Below are 19,840 nucleotides of genomic sequence, written 5' to 3'. Positions count from 1 at the left end.
TCCATCAAACCCGGCACGCAACAGGCGCTACGAACTCCCACCGCAGGACACCCCTTACAGCGAGTCCGTCCTGGTCGCGCTCCTGGACGCGGTCGCACCCTTCGCCGATGGAGTCCGGGAGGCCTGTCGGACGCTGGGTCTTCAGGTCGGCATGACGCTGGTCATCGAGGCCCATGGCTACCGCGACGGGGGCGAGCCCATCGTGTCCAGTGCTGCGATCAGCTACTCAGCGCCCACGATCCAGCGGCTCGCCGAACTCGGCGCCAGCCTCGACCACGACCAGTACTTCTACACCAGCTGACCGCGCCTCGCCGCACCCCGAAGTTCGCCGACAAAGCCAGAGCGGTGAGACGCTCTGTCGCAGTGGTGACGGCGAATGGGCTCGGGCGCCACGGCGGGCGGCTGACCGGCCTATCGCGAGGCGGGGTCGAGCGGGAGGCACATCAACAAAGAGCCACCATGCCGCCGGTCGGCCTTACTAGAGGTCGCGGATGTTGAGCAGGGATCGAACGTGGAGGTCGCGTCGAAGACGGCTGTTGTGAAGTCCGTCGACGATGACGGCGGCGCCGCACCAGCGGGCCCCGGCGGCCTCGACCAGAGTGCGGGCCGCCCTCGCCTGCCCGCCGGTCTCGATCCAATCGTCGACCAGCAGCGCGCGCTGGCCGGCGTTGAGGTGATCCCGTCGTACCCCCAGCTCCAGGTGGCGGTCGCGGTAGTCCGGTGCCGTGCGGGTGGTCAGCCAGCGGTCGCTGTCGGTTGACGGTCGGGGGTCCTTACGAATCTCGACGAGCCCGACCTGCAGGTGGAGGGCGACCAACGCCCCCAGCAGGCTGCCGCGAGACTGTAGGCCCAGCACGATCGTGGGTCGCTGGTCGGCGAACGAGGCGGCCAGTGCCGGGCCGAGCCGGGAGAGGATGATTGGATCGGCCCACCAGCCGGTCGGGTCGGCCATCTCCTGATCGTCGGTGCGGTCGCTGCGCCACCGGAAGGCCGCGCGGAGATCGATCTGCAACTCGCGATCGGCATCGGCCTTCGGCCGCTGACCGCGTCCTTGATTGGTCACGCCGCCCAGTATCAATTATGACGTATCGCCTGCTCAGCCCGTCATCCGCTCACGCCACACCTCAACGCTCAGTCGCTCATACCTTCACCGTCATAGGTGGGCGCGACGGCGGACGGCGAAAACGGCGACGGTCAGCAAGAGGGCCGGTGGGATCGCGGTGAAGACTGTCGAGAACAAGTAGACAGGAGGGACGTCGTCCCCGGCGTGGGCGGTGAACAGCACGGGAGCGAGGATTTGGACGAGCCCGTGGCTCAGCAGAAACAGTCCGACCGCGATCGGAACACGCTCGTCCACGAGGGTCCAGAGCGCCGCGCCGATACAGAGCATGATGGCGATCCCAATATCTCCGCCTGCCCATAGCGGCTCACGGTGATCTGCAGCGACGTAGAGCAAAGGCAGGAGTGGAACATATCTGAGCAATCCACGCGCCGGACGCGGATCAGCACTGAACAGCGGTAGCAGCAGCACGGCTGCGACCGGGTACCGCAGGTACGCCCCGTGGACGGCGCCGTCCTGCAGACTGAGCACCGTCGCGGCCACCCCGAACGCAGCCGCGGCCGCCACAGCAGCGCTCCGATACCGCCCATGCAGAATGGCCACCACCGCGACCAAACCGAACGGCAGTGCTGCCATGCCTGGCAGGTCCGGCTCGAACATCTCCCACTCGGTCGACGGTCCGACACTGAGGACGAAGCCGATGCGCAGGGGTGCGCTCACGATCGTCGAGACCAGGACCGTCAGCGCGGCGACCCGAGTCGCAGCCAACCAACTGCCCCGGTGAGCGTGGCTCGCGTGCGCGCGCAGGGCCCCCAGCGCCAGGCCGAAGAACTCCGGTCGCCCGTCGGAGGCCGCCTCCTCCAGCGTCGCGAGCAACTCCGGTCCCCGCGAGCGTCGATACTCAGCCGGGTAGAGGTACAGCAACCACTTCATGCGATACCCGGCCGGCGGGCCAGCCGTGCGGCGCGGTCAACGACCAGGCGCGCGGCGTCGGCCAGGCGTACCGCCTCCGCGTGCAGCGCAGCTTCGCCCTCGGGGGTGGTCGTGTAGTACCGCCGGGCCCGGCCGTTCACGATCTCCTCCTTCACCACCCGCACGTAACCCTCGCCGGTCAACCGGTCCAACGCCGAGTACAGCGTGCCGGTGGACAGCCGGATCCGGCCCCGGGAGAGAACCTCAGCCTGCTTGAGGATCGCGTAGCCGTAGAGCGGCTCGTCCTGGAGCGCAGCAAGGATGTAGTACGTCGGCTCTCTCATAGGCCGGCATAATAGTGCGGTCACCTACATATGTAAATCATCGATGCGCGGCGCGGTCCTCGCTGACGGTTGGTGTTGGATGGCCGTCATGGCCGAGCTCCCGCTCCACGATCGTGTGGGCAACGTTTCGGTCGGCCTTCGTTCGGCCGCGGACGAGCCGCTGGAGCCGTTGACCGCGCGAGCGGCCGTGCCGGCATCTTTGGTCGTTGTCCTCTGCGTCGGCGCGGTCCTGATGATCTTCGACAGCCGGCGACGGCAGTGGGAGCTGCTCGGCGGCATGCGGGAGCCGGGTGAAACACCCCGGGAAGCCGCCGCCCGGGAGCTGGATGAGGAAACCGGCATCCGAGGAGTGCCGCTGTCACTTGCCGCGGTTGCCGAGTTCGATCTCAGGAGGCCGGAGCGCCGGGAATCGCTGGCGGTGTACTTGGCTCGGCTCGAATTCGTCCCTCGGTTGAGAGCGAACGACGAGGCATTGGCATTTCGCTGGTGGCTGCCGTCCGAGCCGGTCAGTGAGGACATGAGTCCGCTGGACGCAGAGATCGCCAGGCGCGTAGTCCACTCGTCGTCGAGGTGACAGGGACGCTGCGGCCCGGCCGCCGGAAGCCGAGTGCCGCGGGCTGGGGATCCACTCGACGCCGCCGACAGCGACCGCGATCGGCCCCCTTCGGGCCGCCCTTGGAGTGGAGCCGCGCCGATAGGGTGGAGTGGTGATCGCAGCGGTGGTACGCGCGGTGGCCGGTCCACTCGCGCTCTTTCTACTGATCGGGTGGTTCTGGACACCGGATCCGTTCGCGGTCTGGCTCCTGACAGCCTCGGTGGTGGCGTTCCTGGGCGCCGTTGGCCCCCTTCGTCGTGCCTGGCTGGGCTGGGTGCGGACCGGTCGTCTCCGACCAGCCTGAGCGGCCCACGCCGCGGTCACCCTCTGACGAGGGCGGTCAGCGCGGCGCCGGTGGCTTCGTCGGCCGGGAGGAACGCCTCCAACCGCAGCTCCGCGATGGTGACGTCGGTCGCGGTGCCGAAGTGGGTGAGCGTCGTGATCAGACGGAGCTCCGGGCGTTCCGGGTCCCGCGCGCGGAGGCGCAGCGGTACGGCGAAGCCCAGGTGACCGGGGGAGAGGTGCCGTGGGCGCGGCGGCGCCAGCGCGACGAGTTCGTCGACGAGGCTGCGGAGCCGGTCGGTCGGATTTCGCACGCTCTCGGCGTTCAGCCGATCGACGACGTGCCAGGCCCATTCGTCGAGGTTGACGATGCGGGGAGCGAGTCCCTGCGGATGCAGCAGGACGCGAGGCACGCACACCGGTGGGGTGAGCAGTAGCGGGTCCACCCCGGCGGTGATCGCGTCGAACCCGGCGTTGGCGGAGACCAGGTCGCCGTGGCGGTCGACGATCACGGCCGGGTACGGCAGGTGGCCGTGCAGGATGCGGTCGAGAGCGGTCCGGACCGGCGCCAACTGGGGGTCGTCCAGGTCGGTCCGGGGGTAGGCGGGCGCGTATCCCCCGGCGAGGAGCAGTTCGTTGCGTTCCCGGATCGGTACCTCGAGCGACTCGGCCAGCCGGATGATCATCGACCGGCCGGGAACCGACCGTCCGCTCTCGATGAAGCTGACGTGCCGCTGGGTGGTGCCCGCTCGCAGCGCCAGTTCCAGTTGGCTGACGCGTCGGCGGGTGCGCCAGGTGCGCAACGAGCTCGCGAGTCCGGCGCTCGCCGATTCGGTGATCATTCCTCCTGCGTAGTGGGTGGTGTGCCGGTCGGCGATTCCCCGCGGGGAATTGTCGGAGTCCCTCGGGCCCCGCAGAGTCGTGGCCGAAGCGATCATCCACGAGTCAAGGAATCATCATGGCTGAGACAGTCCTGCAGGACCTCACCGACCGCTACGTCGCCGTCTGGAGTGAGCCCGACGCGGAACGCCGTCGCGCCGCCGTACGCGCGCTCTGGTCCGACGACGCGGTCCACCTCCTGCAGCCGCCGGCGGAGATGCGCTCGGCAGCGGAAGGACTCGGGTTCCACCGCCTCGTGCTGGAGGCGCGTGGGCACGCGGCGCTGGAGTTGCGGGTGACGCGCTCGTACGAGGAGTTCATCGCACCGGGAACGTTCGAGTTCCGGGCCCGCGGCGACGCCGACCGGCTCCGGAACGTCGTCAAGTTTCGCTGGGAGATGGTGTCCCGCGCCGACGGAGACGTGGCCGGCGTCGGGCTGGAGGTGCTCGAACTCGGCGAGGACGGTCGCATCGTCAGCGACTACCAGTTCATCGAGGGCTGAAATCAATTGCTGGGTTCTGCGCACTCTGCGAACCTGTGCGGCATGACGTACTGACGACTTGTCCCCAGAGCAGTTCACCTCCGTTCGTTGGCGGCGGGCCTCTCGGCGCCCGGCCGTGCTTCTTCTGGGAAGAGTTCGTCTTGTCTGATCAGCACACCGTTGTGTCGGGTACCCGTGCGTCCGTCACGATCTTCGCCTCCCCGCAGAGCTGGATCGAGTTCGACGCCCGCGAGCAGTGCGACCGGGTCGCCGCGCTGGACGGGATGGTCCACGTCGCCGGGATGCCCGACCTGCACCCGGGCAAGGGCGCACCGATCGGCGCCGCGATGACGTCGTCGGTGCTCTATCCGTTCCTGGTCGGCTCCGACATCGGCTGCGGGATCGCCGTCTTCCCGGTCCGGCTCAGGCGTCTCGACCCGGAGAAGCTGGCCGCGCGGTTCCCCGACCTCGACCGACCGGTCGACCCGGAGGACGTGGACGAGGAGATCCCGGCCGGCTGGACCGAGGGCCTCGGCACGGTCGGTCGCGGCAACCACTTCGCCGAACTCGCCAGGGTCGACAGCGTTCTGGAGCCGGAGCGGGCGGCTCGCCACGACCTCACCTCCGGTGACCTGGTGCTCATCGTGCACAGCGGATCGCGCGGCCTGGGGGAGCGGATCCTCCGCGCGCACACCGAGGTGCACGGCGCGGGTCCGGCGGTCGACTGCGCGGCGTATCTCGCGGCGCACGACGACGCGGTTCGCTGGGGGTCGCTCAACCGTCGCCTGATGGCCGCCCGCGTCGCCGACGCGATCGGGGCCGAGCGCTCCGCGGCGATCGTCGACGTGTGTCACAACTCGGTGGAGGTGCGCGACGGGCGCTACCTCCACCGCAAGGGCGCAGCGCCGGGCGACGGCCGGGACGTGCTGATCGCCGGCACCCGGGGCACGCACTCCTACCTGGTGGCCGGCCATGCGGGACCCGAAGCCGGCTACTCGGTCGCGCACGGCGCCGGTCGCAAGATGTCCCGTGCCGATGCGCTGCGCCGCGGTAAGGCCAAGCACACGGTGGAGGAGTTGCGGCGGCCGCTCAAGGGTTCGGTGGTGGTCTGCGGCGACCGGCAACTGCTCTTCGAGGAGGCGCCGACCGCGTACAAGCGGATCGACCGGGTGATCGGCGACCTCGTCGAGCACGGCCTGGCCACTCCGGTCCTGTCCACTCTGCCCGTGGTCACCTACAAGACGGCGGAGCTCGGCGGGCGTTCGTCGACTAAGCGGGCTTCCAGAGCGGGTCGCGGCCGATGAACGCGATCATCCGGGTCTGGACGTCGGCGTCGTCCGGGGTGGGTACGCGCGGGCCGTATTGACCGGAGGAGCGGATGACGTCCTCGATGGGCTCCATCTCGGCCAGCAGCGTGGCGCAGAACTCGGCATCGAGCCGATCGTCCTGTCCGGTGGCGCGAGCCAGGTCCCAGGTGTGCATGAACACGTCCGAGGTGTAGAACCGGTCGATCGCCTGATCCAGCGGTATCTCGCCGAGGTGCCGGTTGACCAGCACCCGCTGCGGCGTGTCCGGGTCGTCGAGCAGTGCCTGCACGGCGTCGCTCTGGGTCAGCCAGGCGCCGACCGGGTCGTCGTCCACGCTCGGCCCGCCGGGTAGGACGACCTGGGCGCCGGAGGCGAGAAACGGGGGGAACCATTCGACGAGATGGCGCACCACGTCGCGGGCCGTCCAACCGGACACCGGCGCGGGGGCGTCCCACCGCTCGGCGCCGCGGGCGCGATCGGTGAAGGTGGCCGCGATCTGGCGGTGCCGCGTCGCGGAGTCGAGATCAGACAGTCCCATCGGAGTGCGCCCCTTCCGGGCTCGGGTGTGTCCGCTCGTCAGCCGTACCCGACTTCGGGGATCGCGAGGCGGCGGTCGGCGTCCGTTGCGAGGATCGGGTGCACTGTAATCGGCGCGAGCGTGCTCCGGTGACCTCGAGGAGGCAAGGGTGGACAACCGGCCGAGTGAGGAGAGCCTCTACCGCGACAGCGATTTCGCGATCTCGCTCTACCAGCAGGGCCGATACGGTGAGGCCTCGGAGCTGCAGCAGCGGGTCCTCACCACGTCGGAGCGGCTTCTCGGGCCTGACCACCCGGACACCATCGCGCGCACCAGCTACTTGGCGATCACTCTCTGGGCGAGGGGCCGGCACGCGGAGGCCCTCACCTGGCAGCGCCGGGCGGCCGCAGCGTCCGAGCGGGTGCTGGGCCGCGACCATCCGGACACGCTGGCGGCCCGCAACAACCTCGCCATGATCTTGACCGAGACCGGGTCGCCGGCGGAGGCCGCCCAGATCCACCGGGACGTTCTCGCGGCGAAGGAACGGGTGCTCGGCCCCAACCATCCCGACATCCTCCACACCGTCGTCAATCTTGCCGCCTGCTACTCGGCGTCCGGGCAGTACGAACACGCACTGGAGATCAACGGCCGTGCGCTCCGCATGGCGGAGCGCACCCTCGGGCGGGAGCACCCGGCGACCCTCACCATCCGCAACAACGTGGCCGCGAACACCAGCGAGGTCCACGGGCACGCCAAAGCGGTCGACCTGCACGAGACCAACCTCGCCATCCGGCGGCGGATGCACGGTCCCGACCATCCCGACACCTTGCAGACCAGCCACAACTTGGGTGTCAGCTACCGCGAGATCGGGCAGTACGCGAAATCGGCCGAGCTGCTGACCGACACGCTGCGACGGTTCGGTCGAGCGCTGGGCGACGATCATCCGAACGCGGTCAAGTGCCGGACGAGCCTGGCGACGACCTACCAGCGGATGGGGCGGCCCGAGGACGCCGCGACGATCCGCGGTGGTGGCTCGGTCGTCCCGTAGCCGGCGGTCAGCACCCTGCTCGGGCGGTCAGGCCTGCAGCGTCAGTGCCGCGGGGACGTGGTCCAGCCAGCGTCGCTCCGCCGCGCCACGGTCCCGGTCGAGGTAGGCGGTGATCGCGGCGGCCGGCGCCGGCCGGGCGAACAGGTAGCCCTGCGCCATCGGGCGGCCCAGAGCCCGGAGCATCGCAGCCTGTTCCTCGGTCTCGATGCCCTCGGCGATCGCGGTGAGCTGCAGGCTGCGTGCCAGGTGGAGGATCGCCCGGGTGAACGTCGGATCGGCCGGGCCCGTGTCGGGGGAGCCGGCGATGAAGCTCTTGTCGATCTTGAGGATGTCGACCGGGAGCTGACGCAGTGCGGCNCCGGGCCCGTGTCGGGGGAGCCGGCGATGAAGCTCTTGTCGATCTTGAGGATGTCGACCGGGAGCTGACGCAGTGCGGCCAGCGACGAGTAGCCGGTGCCGAAGTCGTCGATCGCGACGCGGACCCCGGCCGCCCGCAGCCTGGTCAGCCGCTCGCGGATCTGCGCGGCCGGCAGGTCACCGCCGGTCACGAGCACCGACTCGGTCACCTCGAGGATCAGCGCCGCCCCGGGCAGGCCCGCCGCCGCCAGCGCGTCGGTCACCACGTCGACGAAGCCGGGATCGGCCAGCTGCACTCCGGACACGTTGACCGCGACCGCGACGCCGTCGGTGCGGTACCAGGCCGCTGCCTCCGCGCACGCGCGCCGCAGCACCCACGCACCGATCGGCACGATCAGCCCGTTCTCCTCGGCCACCGGAATGAACTGGCTCGGCGGCACCGACCGGCCGTCGGCGTCGGTCCACCGCAGCAGGGCCTCCACGGCCTGGCAGCGGCCGCTGTGCAGATCGACGACCGGCTGGTAGTCCAGGCGGAGGCCATCGGCGACCAGCGCGTCACGCAGCCCCGCGACGAGCCGGCTGTGGGCGAGCCGCGCGGCCCGCAGCTCCGGTGTGAAGACGACCGCTTGGTTCTTGCCGGCGTTCTTGGCCGCGTAGAGCGCCAGGTCCGCGTCGCGTAGAGCGTCGCTGGCCGACGTGGTCGAGGCATCCGCGACCAGCACGCCGACGCTCGTCGTGACGTGCAGGTGCCGGTCGGCGATGGGGTACGGCGTGGCGAGCCCGGCGACGATCTGGTCCGCCAGCCGCTGGGCGGCGTCCGCGTCGGCCGTCGGCAGGACCACGGCGAACTCGTCGCCGCCCAGCCGGGCCACCGTCGCCTCGTCCGGCACACCGGCCCGCAGACGCGCGGCCACCTCGAGCAGGAGCTCGTCGCCGACCGGATGGCCGAGGGTGTCGTTGACCTCCTTGAACCCGTCCAGGTCGCAGAGCAGCAGGGTGAGCGCGCCCGGGCCGGCAGCCAGCGCCGCGGTGAGCCGGTCGGCGAGCAGCGCGCGGTTGCCCAACCCGGTGAGCGGGTCGCGCAGTGCGCGGGCGGCCAGCTGCTCCTGGAGCGCTTCCTGCCGCTCGAGCGCGGCACTGAGCGCGAGCTCGCGCTCGGCCAGCTCGGCCGCGCGCGCCTGGGCGACCCTCGCCACCACCACGAGGCGGACGATGAGCAGCGCGGAGAGCACCGCGACGATGACGGCGGGCACGACGCGGTCGGCCGGGCCGGACAGCTGGCCTCCACCGTCCGCTCCGTCGATCACCCAGAACACCGGAGCCGAGATCGCCACCAGCGCGAAGACGCCGGCCCGTCGCCAGGTGAGCCGGTCGCCGGTGGGCCGCGGCGCCGGTTTGGCCGGCGGCGGCGCAGGCAGCACACGGACGTCGGACGCCGCCCGCGCGTACCAGGCACCCGCCGCACCGAACAGCAGGTAGGACACGGCCCAGCCAAAGTTGGCGGGCGGCAGCGCCTCGGTCGAGCCGGTGAGGGCCGTGCCACCGAGGTAAAAACCGTCGGCGACGAGCAGCACGCCGAGCCCGGCCGCGAGGAGGCGGGACCCGGTCGTCCGCAGGAACGAGCCGATCAGCAGTCGGGCGACGCAGGCGAGCAGCAGTAGGTCGCACGCGACGTAACCGACTGTGGCCGCGGCCGTCGCGGTCGACGCGTGGCCCGCGTGCAGATACGGCTCGACCGCGAACGTCCAGGCCGGGAGCAGGAGGCCGGCAGTGGTGATCCCGGCGTCCAGCAGGCCGATCCGGGACGGCGCTCGGCGGTCGCGCAGCGCGACCACCCCCGCGGAGAGCACGAGATAGTGCAGGCCGTAGCTCGCGGTGGACCACGACGTCGCCGGAACTTCCGGCCCGTAGAGCGCCACGTGCCCCATCCAGCCCAGGTCGGCGACGACCCGGAGCAGTACCCCGGCCGCGAGCAGTCCGCCGGCCCACCGGGAGCCGCAGCGCCGACTGCGCAGCACCCCCCAGACCAGCGTTCCGGCGCCGAGTGCCACGGCGGCCAGGTACAAGGCGGCGCGCCAGTCGATCGGCGCGACCAGCGTGGCCACCGCCAGCGCGCCACCGACGACGACGTAGGCGAGCCCACGCCGGGACACCCCGTCGAGGCGGGTGTCACCGGGAGAACCAGCGAGACGGGGCATGCCGCCATCTGATCGCGGCCAGGGTGCGAGACGGGGTTCCGTCGGTTGCGGCTCCGGTGCGGCTTACTCTTTTCGGCGGGTTGCTCACCGCGGCCGCAGGCCGTCCAGGATGAGCTGGGCGAGGTGCGCCGAGCGCTCGCGGCTGGTCTCGGCGCCGGCGTGCCGGATCGCGGCGAACGCTCCGGCGACGAGCGCCATCACCTCGTCGGCAGTGGCGTCCGGGCGCACGGAGCCGGCTGCGCGGGAGCGCTCCAGCAGGTCCGCGACGTGACGCGTGAGCGCTGCCGCGAGGTCCGGGGCGGCGGTGCGCAAGTCGAACTCGGCCGCCGTCAGCGCGCTCTTGACCGCCGCGTTCTCCGCGCCCGTGGTGATCATCCGGGACAGCAGCGAGAAGAGCGCGGCGGGATCGTCGCCGGCGACGAGTGCTTCCGCCTCGGCCACCAGCGCCTGCAGCATGTCGGTCGCGACGGCGAGATACAGGGCCTCCTTGGCCGGGAAGTGCCGGTGCACTGTGCCGGGGCCGACGCCCGCACGGCGGGCGATCTCGTCCAGCGACACTCCCAGGCCCTCCGTCGCGAACAACTGCTGCGCGGTGCGCAGCACGCGCTCCCGGTTGCGACGCGCGTCGGCGCGCAGCTCGCGGTCGCTGCCGGGGACGGCTGGTGGCGTGGACATCGTGGTTCGAGCATAACCGGGGCGGCGCACCGGCTACGCTGAGGCCTAACCGGGGCGGCGCACCGCTTACTGCCGCGCGGTCCCAGCCCGAGGAGAGGAGACGCCGATGGCCGGACCCGAAGACGTCAGCACCCTGGTGCGGCGGATGCAGGAGTGCTTCAACACCCGCCAGTTCGACGACGCCGCCGACCTGCACACGCCCGACTTCGTCAGCCATCCGCTCGCCGCTACCGGATTCGACGCCGGCCGGGACGCCTGGCGCGCGCTCACCGCTCGGTTCCCCGGCATGCGGGTGGTGGCGCAGGACATCCTGGTCGACGGTGACAAGGCCGCCGTTCGCTCGGCGGTCGAAGGGGTCGCGACCACGGAGGGCACGCCGCCCGAGCTGTTCGAGATCTTCCGCGTCGTCGACGGCCGGTTCGCGGAGATGTGGGGAGCGAGCACCGGATTCCCGTCGTCGGCCAGCCCGGAGGAGCTCCTCGGCTGACCGGGCGACGTCCGGCGAGTGCGGTGATCACAATCATTCGCCGGGGTCGCTGACGTCGGAGGCGGAGTGCGTTGGGAAGCAAGCTGAGCGCCCGATACCAGCCCTAGAGTCCGGTTCTGCGCAAGCGATGCGCGATGCGTGTGCAATTTGACCTGCTACAGCCTGCACAACTGCACACGCGCAGCAGCCCATCCTGCTGCCGGGACCTGTGCCGCACGACGCGTCGGACCCGAGGAACGTTCGTGGTCGCCGCGCTAGCCTCCGCGGCATGGCCGACGAGCAGGTGCTGCAGGACGAGCCCCATCGGCGGGTCGTCCGCATCGGCGACACCGTGCGGCGGCCACTGCATCCGTGGTCGACGAGTGTGCACGAGCTCCTGCTGCACCTGGAGCGCGTCGGGTTCCCGTTCTCGCCGCGGCTGCTCGGCATCGATGCGGACGGGCGCGAGGTCCTGACCTACCTCGACGGGGACTCCGGCGCGGACGGTTGGGGGAGGGTGGTCGAGGACGCCGGACTCCGCGCGATGGCTCGGCTGCTGCGGGCCTACCACGACGCGGTCCGCGATTTCCGGCCGGACGCGACGGCCGGATGGGCCGCCTGCGCGGGTGCCGTCGGGCCGGACGAGCTGGTGTGCCACGGCGACTTCGGTCCGTGGAACCTGGTGTGGCGGGGGAGCGAGCCGGTCGGCAGCCTCGACTGGGATTACGCCTGGCCGGCTCGGCCGGTCCACGACGTCGCCTACGCGCTGGAGTACGTCGCGCCGTTCCGCGACGACCAGTTCTGCCGCGAGTCGTTGCGGTACCCCGCCGCGCCCGACCGGCGTCGACGGCTGGAACGCTTTGCCGAGGCCTACGGGCTGTCGTCGACCGCGGGTCTGGTGGACGAGGTCATCACCCAGCAGGAGCAGGTAGGGCGGCGTGCCCGCGCGCTCGCCGCCCAGGGACGACAACCGCAGGTCGCCTGGCGGGACGCGGGTGTGCTGGACGAGGTGGCCGAGCGGGTCGAGTGGAGCCGCGCCCACCGCGACCTGTTCGAATGAACTTGCGGTGGGCGGCGCCCTGCGGCGCTCCTACCGAGCCCGCCAGCGGCGGAAAATGCGTTCCGGACGGTTATCGGTAGCGGCCGCGCCGGCATCGGCGTTCTCGTAGGCTGCGTCGTATGCAGTCTCGGTCGGTGGAGTCGACAGCATGACCGACCGGCTGTTCGTGTACGGCAGCCTGGCGCCGGGGCGACCCAACGAGCACGTCCTCGCCGATCTCGCCGGCACCTGGGAGCCGGCGACGATCCGGGGGCACCTCCGCAAAGAGGGCTGGGGAGCCGACCTGGGGTACCCGGGCATCGTCCTGGACGAGCGCGGGCCGGAGGTCGAGGGGCTCGTCTTCACCGCGCGCTCGCTCGGTGAGCACTGGGAACGCCTCGACGAGTTCGAGGGGGACGGGTACCGGCGGGTGCTCGCCGCGGCCCGGTGCCCCGACGGGCGCACCGTCTCCGTCCACGTGTACACGCTCGCCACGGACCCGGGCCGCTAGCGAAACCCAACCCCGAGTCCTACGTCCGTCGGTTGTGCTCTTCGTGCCGTGCCTCGGAGGGACCGCGGGCCGACGTCAGGTTGCGGGCGGTGTCGATCAGCGGCACGTGGCTGAACGCCTGCGGGAAGTTGCCGACCAGCCGCCCAGCCTTCGGGTCGTACTCCTCCGACAGCAGGCCGACGTCGTTGCGCAGCGCCAGCAGGCGCTCGAACAGTTCGCGCGCCTCGTCGTGGCGCCCGGCGAACGCGTAGTTGTCGGCGAGCCAGAACGAGCAGGCCAGGAAGGCCCCTTCGCCGCCGGGCAGACCGTCGACGCCGGGCTCCGGAGGCTGGGTGTAACGCTGGACGAAGCCGTCGACGAGCAGCTCCTGCTCGATCGCGGCGACGGTACCGCGCACCCGCGGGTCGTCGGCGGGCAGGAAACCGACGAGCGGCACCATCAGCAGCGCCGCGTCGAGCTCGGTCGAGCCGTACGACTGGGTGAACGTCTGCCGCTTCTCGTCGTACCCGTGGGTGAGGATGTCCGCGCGGATCTCGTCCCGCAGCGCGCGCCACCGCTCGGCCGGGCCGGACAGGCCGAACTGCTCCACGCCCTTGACCGCGCGGTCGGCGGCCACCCACGCCATCAGCTTGGAGTGGGTGAACTGCAGCGAGCCGCCGCGGACCTCCCAGATGCCCTCGTCCGGGTCCCGCCAGTGTTCCTCCACGAACGCCATCAGCTTCACCTGCAGGCCCCACGCCGGATCGTGGGCCTTCAACGCCGAGCGGCGGCCCTGGTGCAGCGCGTCCATCACCTCGCCGTAGACGTCGAGCTGGAACTGCTCGGCGGCGGCGTTGCCGATCCGCACCGGGAGGCCGTCGTAGCCGGGCAGCCAGTCGGCGACGTACTCGGTCAGCCGGCGCTCACCGGCGATCCCGTACATGATCTGCATCTCCGCCGGGTCGCCGGCGATCGCCCGCAGCAGCCACTTGCGCCAGGCCTGCGCCTCGGCCTGGAATCCGGAGTAGAGCAGCGACTGCAGGGTGATCGTGGCGTCGCGCAGCCAGCAGAACCGGTAGTCCCAGTTGCGGACCCCGCCGAGCGCCTCCGGCAGTGACGTCGTCGCCGCGGCGACGATCCCGCCGGTCGGCGCGTAGGTCAGGGCCTTCAGCGTCAGCAGCGAGCGGACGACGGCCTCGCGCCACTCGCCCTCGTACGTGCACGCCGACATCCAGCCCTGCCAGTAACCCTCGGTGGCGCCCAGCTCGACGACCGGGTCCAGCGGCTCCGGCGGCGGCAGGTGCGAGGGCCGCCAGGTCAGGATGAACGGTGCGCGGTCGCCGGGGCCGACCGAGAACTCCGCGTGGGTCGCGAGGTCTTCGCCGTACGTCTCGACCGGCGTGCGCAACCAGACCGCGTCCGGCCCGGCGACGGCGACCAGGTCGCCCTGCTCCCGGTACACCCACGGAACGACCCGCCCGTAGTCGAAGCGCAGCCGGAGGTGCATCCGCATCGGCACGCGGCCCCGCACGCCTTCCACGATCCGGACGACGTCCGGTGCCTCGCCGCGCGGTGGCATGAAGTCGATGACCCGGACGGTGCCCTCGTCGGTGTCGAACTCGGTCTCCAGCACGAGCGTGTCGCCGCGGTACCGCCGCCGGACCGCGCGGACCGGGCTGGCCGGGGCGAGCAGCCAGCGGCCGTGCTGCTCGGTGCCGTGAATCGCGGCGAAGATCGCGCCCGAGTCGAAGCGGGGGACGCACAGCCAGTCGATGGATCCGTCCTTGCCGACCAGCGCGGCGGTGTGGGTGTCTCCGATGACGGCGTAGTCCTCGATCGCTAGAGGCATGGCGGTCTCCCGGCGGCTGCGTGGTCGTGGCGGCGGCGTGGTCGTTGCGAAGTCCGGTGCGGACGTTCCCACCATGCCCACCCCGCCGCGCTGTCGAACCGCCGGTCAGCTCCCGGAAGCCGGCCGTGCAGGGACTGCCTCGGTGAATGGGTGATAGATCAAGCCAGTTTGATGTATCGTCGGGTATGGCCTCGTCGAGCCGATCCGTTCCGGCGTTCGTGCGTCTCGCCGGGCATCCGCTGCGCTGGCAGCTACTGGCCGAGCTGGCCTCCAGCGACCTGCGGGTGCGCGAGCTGGTCGCGCGGGTCGGTGAGCCGCAGAACCTGGTCTCCTACCACCTGCGACTCCTGCGCGACGAAGGCCTGGTCACCGCCGGGCGGAGCAGCTTCGACGGCCGGGACACCTACTACCACCTGGACCTCGACCGCTGCGCCGACGGGCTCACCGGCGCCGGAGCGGCCCTGCACCCCGCGCTGCACCCGGCCCTGCGGACGACCCGGTCGGGGTCGGCGGGGGATCCGCTTCCCCCGGGGCCCGACGACCGTCCGGCGGTGTTGTTCGTCTGCACGGGCAACAGCGCGCGCTCCCCGATCGCGGAGGCACTGCTCCGGGCGCACGCCGCCGAGGCGGTGACGGTGATCAGCGCCGGGAGCGCACCACGTCCGCAGCTGCACCCCGACGCGGTGCGGGTGCTGCGGGACGACTACGGCATCGACGTCGCCGACGCCCGGCCGCGGCATCTCGACACGCTCACCGGCCGCCGCTTCGACTTCGTGATCACGCTCTGCGACAAGGCCCGCGAGGTCTGCCCGGAGTTCGGCGCTGCGTCCCGGCGGATGCACTGGAGCGTCGCCGACCCCTCCGGTGGCGGTCCCACCGTGTTCTCCCGGACCGCCGCCGACATCGACACCCGGGTGAGGCACCTCCTGCCGGTCCTCACCACCACCAGCCCGAAGGAGGCTGTGTCATGACCACATCGGAGGAGTACGCGAGCGTCCGCTACGTCGTCGACGACGTCCCGGCCGCCGTCGACTTCTACACCGCTCACCTCGGCTTCACGCTGAAGGACAGTCCCGCGCCGACCGCGTTCGCCGACGTCGTCCGTGGACCGCTGCGGCTGCTGCTGTCCGGGCCCGCGAGCTCCGGCACCCGGGCCACTCCGGCGGAGGCGTCCGGCCCGGGCCGGAACCGCATTCACCTCGTCGTCGACGACCTGGACGCGGAGATCGACCGGCTGAAGGGCGCGGGCGTGTCGTTCCGCAGCGAGCCGGTGTCCGGCCCCGGCGGTCGGCAGATCCTCGTCGGCGATCCGGCAGGCAACCTGATCGAGCTGTTCCAACCGGCTAGGCGCTAACAACCGGGCGGCGGGTCCTCGACGGCCTCGCACCGGGAGCGCCGATAGGCGTGCGCGGCGGAGACACTGTCCACCACGGCCTCGACCGTCACCCGGCACCGGTGGGTAGGTGACCTCCGGATACAGGAGCGTTTGCGGGCCTGGGTGAGCATGCTCCGCCGCGACTCGGGGGCCACCCCCCAGGCCCACACCTCCCACCGGCCGCTGGGTGCCTTCCAATCGACGCGGTACACGGCGGCGCGTTCGGCCTGCGTCGGGCGGTCCGAGGCGTACGCGGGCGAGACGCTGTCCCGGCCGACGACGAGCCACAGCAGCGCCATCGCGGCCGCGAGGACGACCAGTTGCTTCGCGGTCGCCTCGGCCGAGACCGCGGTCGACGGAGTGGGTCGGTCCGGCGGCTCAACGGTCGGCACGCCGCCGCCCGCGGTGTCGGCCGGAGTAGCCGGGCTCCGGCGTCGAGTAGCCCTCCGGGTGCACCGGCCCGGGGCCGTACGGATGCGCGGCCGACGGGTAGCCACCGGCCTGGGATGGGGGAGCGGACCCGCGGGCAGCCGGTACGTGCGCGGGATCACCGCGCCAGTCGGCGCCCGGTGGATAGCTCCGTGGATCGGCAATGGGTGGATCGGCGGCCGCCGCCTCGTGCGCCGCGCGCTGCGCGGCCGCGGACGGACCGACCGGGAAGAGCCGCGGACGTCGCCGGGCGGCCAGATCCTCCACCCACCCGAACACCACGACCGCCAACAGGATCAGCACCCACGTCGTGCCGAAGATCCAGGCGGGGTGGTACGTGATGCCGGACTCCCAGATCCCCCCGATCCCCTCCATCCGTTCGCTGATCAGGTACGACATGTCGATCAGGATGTTGTGCCACAGATAGATGGTCACGGCTCGCGCGTTCACCAGCGCGACGAACCGACCCAGGACCGGCGTCCGGCCGATCCAGCTCGCCTCCGGAGCGAACCGCAGCAGGGGGACGATGATCGCCATCGACCAGAGCGCCTGCGCGATCGGGATCGCGTTGAGGTCGTAGGAGAACCCGGTGTCGGTCTCCGACGGGTGGGTGAGCGCCCACGCGATGCCGGCGCCCCCGGCAACCGCGACGAACGTCAGCAACGCGGGGACCGGAATCCGGTTGAGCGCGCCGGTGCGGTGGGCGAACCCCAGGATCCAGCACGGCGCGAAGATGCCGAGGTCGGAGAGGAGCGCCCAGAGCAGACCGTCGTCCGCCTCGGGAATCAGCCCGAACGCCTGCGCGACGATGATGCCCAGCGGAGCGATCAGCGTCGGGACCGGCCACTTGCGGAATGCCCGGAGCAGCAGCGGGCTGAGCGCGACCAGCCACAGGTAGGTGCGCAGGTACCAGAGCACGACCGTGGCGTTCTCGCCCCACTCGTTGCCGGGCGGATCGAAGATCGGCACCAGCCAGAACACCAGGTGCCAGAGCGGTATCGGGTCGCCGGTGTCCGAATCGGACCAGGTGCCCAGTGCGCCACCCTGCCAGATCATCACCGGGATCATGACCGCGCCGAACAGCCACAGCGCCGGAAGCAGCCGGCGCACGCGGTTCCGGATCACGGTGGTCGCCGGCTGCCGGTCCAACGACTTCACCATCAGCCCGCCGGCCAGCGCGAACATCACGCCCATGGCGGGGAAAGCCCAGCTCAGCCACGCTCCGCCGAAGGTGTGGTAGACCACGACCCGCACGATCGCGGCCGTCCGTAACGCGTCCAGATACAGCTCGCGTGGGCGTGCGGAGGGCAGGCGGGAGCCGACGGACGCGGTCATCGACGAGAAACTCCAAGCGATCGGTGACGTCTGCAACCTACGCGGACAAGTGTGAATCCTGAGAGATCACACAGCTTAGAGATCCGTTTCAAGCCGTATGAGCGCTGAATCACAGCAGGTCCCTAACTCGGGTGAACTGCGCCGGTCCGAACACTCCGGGAACCACCCGATCTCGCCCGATCTCCGCGGAGGCCTCGCCCGCCGCTGCTCGGCGGAGGATGATGTCGCCATGACCGCGGAGGCGGAGATCACCGAGGATCAGTTGGCCGAGCTGATCAGGGCGATGGACGAGGCGGCGGCCGCGTACATTCGCGGCGACATCCACCACTACCTCTCGCTCTTCGACCACCCGGACGACTACACGCTGATGCCGCCCTACGGCGGGGAGACGTCGCGCGGCTTCGTCTACACCGAAGAGGGCGCGGCCGCGACCGCGGAGTTCTTCGCTTCCGGCGAGGCCTGGCTGGACGTGGTGGAGTCCTATGTCTCCGGGTCGCTGGCCGTCCTGGTGGCGGTGGAGCGACAGCACGGCGAGGTCGGCGGTTACCCCGACCAGGACTGGTCGCTGCGGGTCACGCTGGTGTTCCGCCGGGCCGGCGAGCGGTGGGAGATCGTTCACCGGCACGCCGACCCGCTGGTGCGGCAGATTCCGTTCGACCAGTTCGCGCGCCTGGCCCGCGGCGAGACCTAGCGGTTGTCACGGCCGAGTACGGCGCGCGTGACGGGCCTATTACGATCATCGCGCGCGCCTTGCGGTGCTCGAAGCCCCCGGTTGACGGAGTTCTCCTGGCATGAGTGTGCAACGCCTGCGATCGATTCCCGCCTCCGAGTGGGCCGTGCTGGCCGCCCTGGTGGCGATCGCCGTGGCTGCCCGGCTCGTCGGGCGGGACTACGTCACCGACGACATGCGGGTCTTCTTCGACTGGTACGCCCACTTACAGGAGCACGGCTGGGACTCTCCGGTCGGCAACTACAACGCGCCGTTCCTGTACCTGCTGATGCTGGCCGGCTGGCTTCCCGGCGAGCTGCTGTTCAACCTCAAGGCGATCTTCGTCGTCTTCGACGTGGTGCTCGCCTGGTTCGTCTACCGCATCGTCGCGCTCCGGTACCGCGGCTGGCGGATCCCGACCGCCGCCGCGCTGATCACGGTCTTGATGCCGACGGTGGTCCTCAACGCGTCGATGTACGGCCAGTGCGACTCGATCTGGGCGTCGTTCGCGGTCGGAGCGCTCTACTTCTTCCTCCGCGACCGGCCGTGGCTTGCGGTCTCGTTCTGCGCGCTCGCCTACGCGTTCAAGCCGCTGGGCGTCTTCATCTTCCCGGTGCTCGCGCTTCTCCTGCTGGCCGGTCTGGTGCGCTGGCGGACGCTGCTCATCGCGCCGGTCGTCTACGTCGCGATCGACGTCCCGATCATGCTGATCGGGAGGGACCCGATCGAGGTCCTGACGCTCTACATTCACCAGCTCGACGACCCGAAGCGGCTGACCCGCGGCGGGCCGACCATCTACCAGTTCTTCGACGTGCGGGTCGGCGCCGTGGAGATGGCCGCGATCGGGACGCTGCTCGCCGCCGCGGTGGTGCTCGGTATCTGCTGGGTACTGACCGCGACCCGCACCGAGCTGGACCGGACGCGGATCGTCACGGCGGCCGCGTGCTTCGCGATTCTGGTGCCGTTCCTCCAGCCCCGGATGCACGAGCGCTACTTCTACCTCGCCGACGTACTGACGCTCGTCCTCGCCTTCTACGTGCCCCGGCGCTGGTATCTCCCGCTGATCGTCCAGGCGGGGTCGTTCCTGTCGTACCTGCCGTTCATGCTGCGGGGCGGGCCCCCGGGGACGTACGTGGACCGCAAGGTCCTGTCCGCGCTGATGCTCGTGGCGCTGGTGATCGCGGCGTACGAGCTGCTGCGGGACGTCCGCGGCAGCCGGCTGCTGGAGCCTCCGCCGCCGGATCCGGAGCCCGCGGAGGCGGAGAAGCGCGACGAGACCCCGGACGAGCGCGACGAAGCGGACGAGCGAACCGAGAAGGACGGGAAGACCGAGCCTGGCCACCGCGGCACCCCGTCTCCGCTCTTGGCCACCTAGTGTCTTGACGCGTTGATGCGTCCGCGCCCGGCTTCACCAGCCGTCTGCCTTCTACTTCTCGGTGACGAACCTCTGACTCACGACAGTAGGCTGGGACGTCGACCACGCGAGCGGAGAG

Annotated in this window: 23 protein-coding genes and 1 pseudogene; 13 read left to right on the top strand and 11 right to left on the bottom strand. The window is 71.0% G+C overall.

Translation table 11 applies throughout. From position 1 onward, the window contains the following. Positions 1-301: hypothetical protein (locus ABEB28_RS37990; protein WP_345733146.1), on the top strand; the 301-nt coding region annotated here is incomplete at its 5' end. 177 nt (positions 302-478) lie between these two features. Here the strand turns inward: ABEB28_RS37990 and ABEB28_RS37985 are convergent. The 3 genes from ABEB28_RS37985 to ABEB28_RS37975 form a co-directional block, all read right to left on the bottom strand. Beyond that, positions 479-1,063, bottom strand: coding sequence for a phosphoribosyltransferase family protein (locus ABEB28_RS37985; protein ID WP_345733145.1), 585 nt, complete (start codon positions 1,061-1,063; stop codon positions 479-481). A 90-nt stretch (positions 1,064-1,153) separates the two neighbouring features. Beyond that, positions 1,154-1,993: a hypothetical protein gene (locus ABEB28_RS37980; RefSeq protein WP_345733144.1), complete on the bottom strand. Its 840-nt coding sequence runs from the start codon at positions 1,991-1,993 to the stop codon at positions 1,154-1,156. Next, entirely contained in the window at positions 1,990-2,316 is a 327-nt protein-coding gene (locus ABEB28_RS37975; protein ID WP_345733143.1) for a PadR family transcriptional regulator, read from the bottom strand. The genes ABEB28_RS37980 and ABEB28_RS37975 overlap by 4 nt, the downstream gene beginning before the upstream one ends. Positions 2,317-2,359: 43 nt before the next feature. Between ABEB28_RS37975 and ABEB28_RS37970 the strand changes: the two genes are divergently transcribed. Together ABEB28_RS37970 and ABEB28_RS37965 are read left to right on the top strand one after the other, a co-directional pair. Further along, positions 2,360-2,890, top strand: a complete 531-nt coding sequence (locus tag ABEB28_RS37970) for an NUDIX hydrolase (protein WP_345733142.1) — start codon at positions 2,360-2,362, stop codon at positions 2,888-2,890. 133 nt (positions 2,891-3,023) lie between these two features. After that, the gene (locus ABEB28_RS37965; protein WP_345733141.1) at positions 3,024-3,215 is read left to right on the top strand and encodes a hypothetical protein; all 192 of its coding nucleotides are present in this window, start codon (positions 3,024-3,026) and stop codon (positions 3,213-3,215) included. Positions 3,216-3,231: 16 nt separating this feature from the next. On the opposite strand, the gene ABEB28_RS37960 is transcribed toward ABEB28_RS37965, so the two are convergent. Further along, positions 3,232-4,035 carry a helix-turn-helix domain-containing protein gene (locus ABEB28_RS37960; protein ID WP_345733140.1) on the bottom strand — a complete coding sequence of 268 codons (804 nt, stop codon included), beginning with the start codon at positions 4,033-4,035 and terminating at the stop codon, positions 3,232-3,234. Between the two features lie 116 nt (positions 4,036-4,151). Between ABEB28_RS37960 and ABEB28_RS37955 the strand changes: the two genes are divergently transcribed. Then, positions 4,152-4,574, top strand: a complete 423-nt coding sequence (locus ABEB28_RS37955) for a hypothetical protein (RefSeq protein WP_345733139.1) — start codon at positions 4,152-4,154, stop codon at positions 4,572-4,574. Positions 4,575-4,714: 140 nt separating this feature from the next. Continuing rightward, positions 4,715-5,857 carry an RNA ligase RtcB family protein gene (locus ABEB28_RS37950; RefSeq protein ID WP_345733138.1) on the top strand — a complete coding sequence of 381 codons (1,143 nt, stop codon included), beginning with the start codon at positions 4,715-4,717 and terminating at the stop codon, positions 5,855-5,857. On the opposite strand, the gene ABEB28_RS37945 is transcribed toward ABEB28_RS37950, so the two are convergent. Then, a complete protein-coding gene (locus ABEB28_RS37945) occupies positions 5,823-6,398 on the bottom strand; it encodes a TIGR03086 family metal-binding protein (RefSeq protein WP_345733137.1) in 576 nt (191 codons plus the stop codon). The genes ABEB28_RS37950 and ABEB28_RS37945 overlap by 35 nt on opposite strands. Before the next feature lie 148 nt (positions 6,399-6,546). Between ABEB28_RS37945 and ABEB28_RS37940 the strand changes: the two genes are divergently transcribed. Then, positions 6,547-7,425: a tetratricopeptide repeat protein gene (locus ABEB28_RS37940; protein ID WP_345733136.1), complete on the top strand. Its 879-nt coding sequence runs from the start codon at positions 6,547-6,549 to the stop codon at positions 7,423-7,425. A gap of 27 nt (positions 7,426-7,452) precedes the next feature. Here ABEB28_RS37940 and ABEB28_RS43280 read toward each other — a convergent pair whose 3' ends face one another. The 3 genes and pseudogenes from ABEB28_RS43280 to ABEB28_RS37930 form a co-directional block, all read right to left on the bottom strand. After that, a complete protein-coding gene (locus tag ABEB28_RS43280; RefSeq protein WP_425559050.1) occupies positions 7,453-7,731 on the bottom strand; it encodes an EAL domain-containing protein in 279 nt (92 codons plus the stop codon). Positions 7,732-7,871: 140 nt separating this feature from the next. Then, positions 7,872-9,710 (bottom strand): annotated as a pseudogene (locus tag ABEB28_RS37935) (putative bifunctional diguanylate cyclase/phosphodiesterase); the annotation flags it as partial. Positions 9,711-10,064: 354 nt separating this feature from the next. After that, positions 10,065-10,655, bottom strand: a complete 591-nt coding sequence (locus tag ABEB28_RS37930) for a TetR/AcrR family transcriptional regulator (RefSeq protein ID WP_345733134.1) — start codon at positions 10,653-10,655, stop codon at positions 10,065-10,067. A gap of 106 nt (positions 10,656-10,761) precedes the next feature. Between ABEB28_RS37930 and ABEB28_RS37925 the strand changes: the two genes are divergently transcribed. The 3 genes from ABEB28_RS37925 (at position 10,762) to ABEB28_RS37915 (ending at position 12,671) form a co-directional block, all read left to right on the top strand. Next, entirely contained in the window at positions 10,762-11,142 is a 381-nt protein-coding gene (locus ABEB28_RS37925) for an ester cyclase (protein ID WP_345733133.1), read from the top strand. Between the two features lie 268 nt (positions 11,143-11,410). Beyond that, positions 11,411-12,181: an aminoglycoside phosphotransferase family protein gene (locus ABEB28_RS37920; RefSeq protein WP_345733132.1), complete on the top strand. Its 771-nt coding sequence runs from the start codon at positions 11,411-11,413 to the stop codon at positions 12,179-12,181. A gap of 148 nt (positions 12,182-12,329) precedes the next feature. After that, positions 12,330-12,671: a gamma-glutamylcyclotransferase family protein gene (locus tag ABEB28_RS37915; RefSeq protein WP_345733131.1), complete on the top strand. Its 342-nt coding sequence runs from the start codon at positions 12,330-12,332 to the stop codon at positions 12,669-12,671. A 19-nt stretch (positions 12,672-12,690) separates the two neighbouring features. On the opposite strand, the gene ABEB28_RS37910 is transcribed toward ABEB28_RS37915, so the two are convergent. Continuing rightward, the gene (locus ABEB28_RS37910) at positions 12,691-14,499 is read right to left on the bottom strand and encodes a glycoside hydrolase family 15 protein (protein WP_345733130.1); all 1,809 of its coding nucleotides are present in this window, start codon (positions 14,497-14,499) and stop codon (positions 12,691-12,693) included. A 185-nt stretch (positions 14,500-14,684) separates the two neighbouring features. On the opposite strand from ABEB28_RS37910, the gene ABEB28_RS37905 reads away from it, so the two are divergent. Continuing rightward, positions 14,685-15,470, top strand: a complete 786-nt coding sequence (locus tag ABEB28_RS37905; RefSeq protein WP_345733129.1) for an arsenate reductase/protein-tyrosine-phosphatase family protein — start codon at positions 14,685-14,687, stop codon at positions 15,468-15,470. Continuing rightward, on the top strand, positions 15,467-15,853 hold the full coding sequence (locus ABEB28_RS37900) for a VOC family protein (protein WP_345733128.1): 387 nt from the start codon (positions 15,467-15,469) through the stop codon (positions 15,851-15,853). Before ABEB28_RS37905 ends, ABEB28_RS37900 begins: the two co-directional genes overlap by 4 nt. Here ABEB28_RS37900 and ABEB28_RS37895 read toward each other — a convergent pair. Continuing rightward, positions 15,850-16,266: a hypothetical protein gene (locus tag ABEB28_RS37895; protein ID WP_345733127.1), complete on the bottom strand. Its 417-nt coding sequence runs from the start codon at positions 16,264-16,266 to the stop codon at positions 15,850-15,852. The two genes, ABEB28_RS37900 and ABEB28_RS37895, sit on opposite strands and share 4 nt — an antisense overlap. Next, the gene (locus ABEB28_RS37890; protein WP_345733126.1) at positions 16,253-17,638 is read right to left on the bottom strand and encodes an acyltransferase family protein; all 1,386 of its coding nucleotides are present in this window, start codon (positions 17,636-17,638) and stop codon (positions 16,253-16,255) included. Before ABEB28_RS37890 ends, ABEB28_RS37895 begins: the two co-directional genes overlap by 14 nt. 229 nt (positions 17,639-17,867) lie before the next feature. Here ABEB28_RS37890 and ABEB28_RS37885 point away from each other — a divergent pair, with 229 nt between their 5' ends. Together ABEB28_RS37885 and ABEB28_RS37880 are read left to right on the top strand one after the other, a co-directional pair. Further along, positions 17,868-18,329 (top strand): YybH family protein, encoded by a 462-nt coding sequence (locus tag ABEB28_RS37885; RefSeq protein ID WP_345733125.1) that lies wholly within the window; start codon positions 17,868-17,870, stop codon positions 18,327-18,329. A gap of 100 nt (positions 18,330-18,429) precedes the next feature. Then, on the top strand, positions 18,430-19,722 hold the full coding sequence (locus ABEB28_RS37880) for a glycosyltransferase 87 family protein (protein ID WP_345733124.1): 1,293 nt from the start codon (positions 18,430-18,432) through the stop codon (positions 19,720-19,722). Positions 19,723-19,840 lie beyond the last annotated feature (118 nt).

It is taken from the genome of Cryptosporangium minutisporangium (assembly GCF_039536245.1).
Lineage (GTDB): Bacteria > Actinomycetota > Actinomycetes > Mycobacteriales > Cryptosporangiaceae > Cryptosporangium > Cryptosporangium minutisporangium.
The sequence above is the reverse complement of the archived record's forward strand: the minus strand, read 5'-3'. Positions and strand labels throughout refer to the sequence as shown.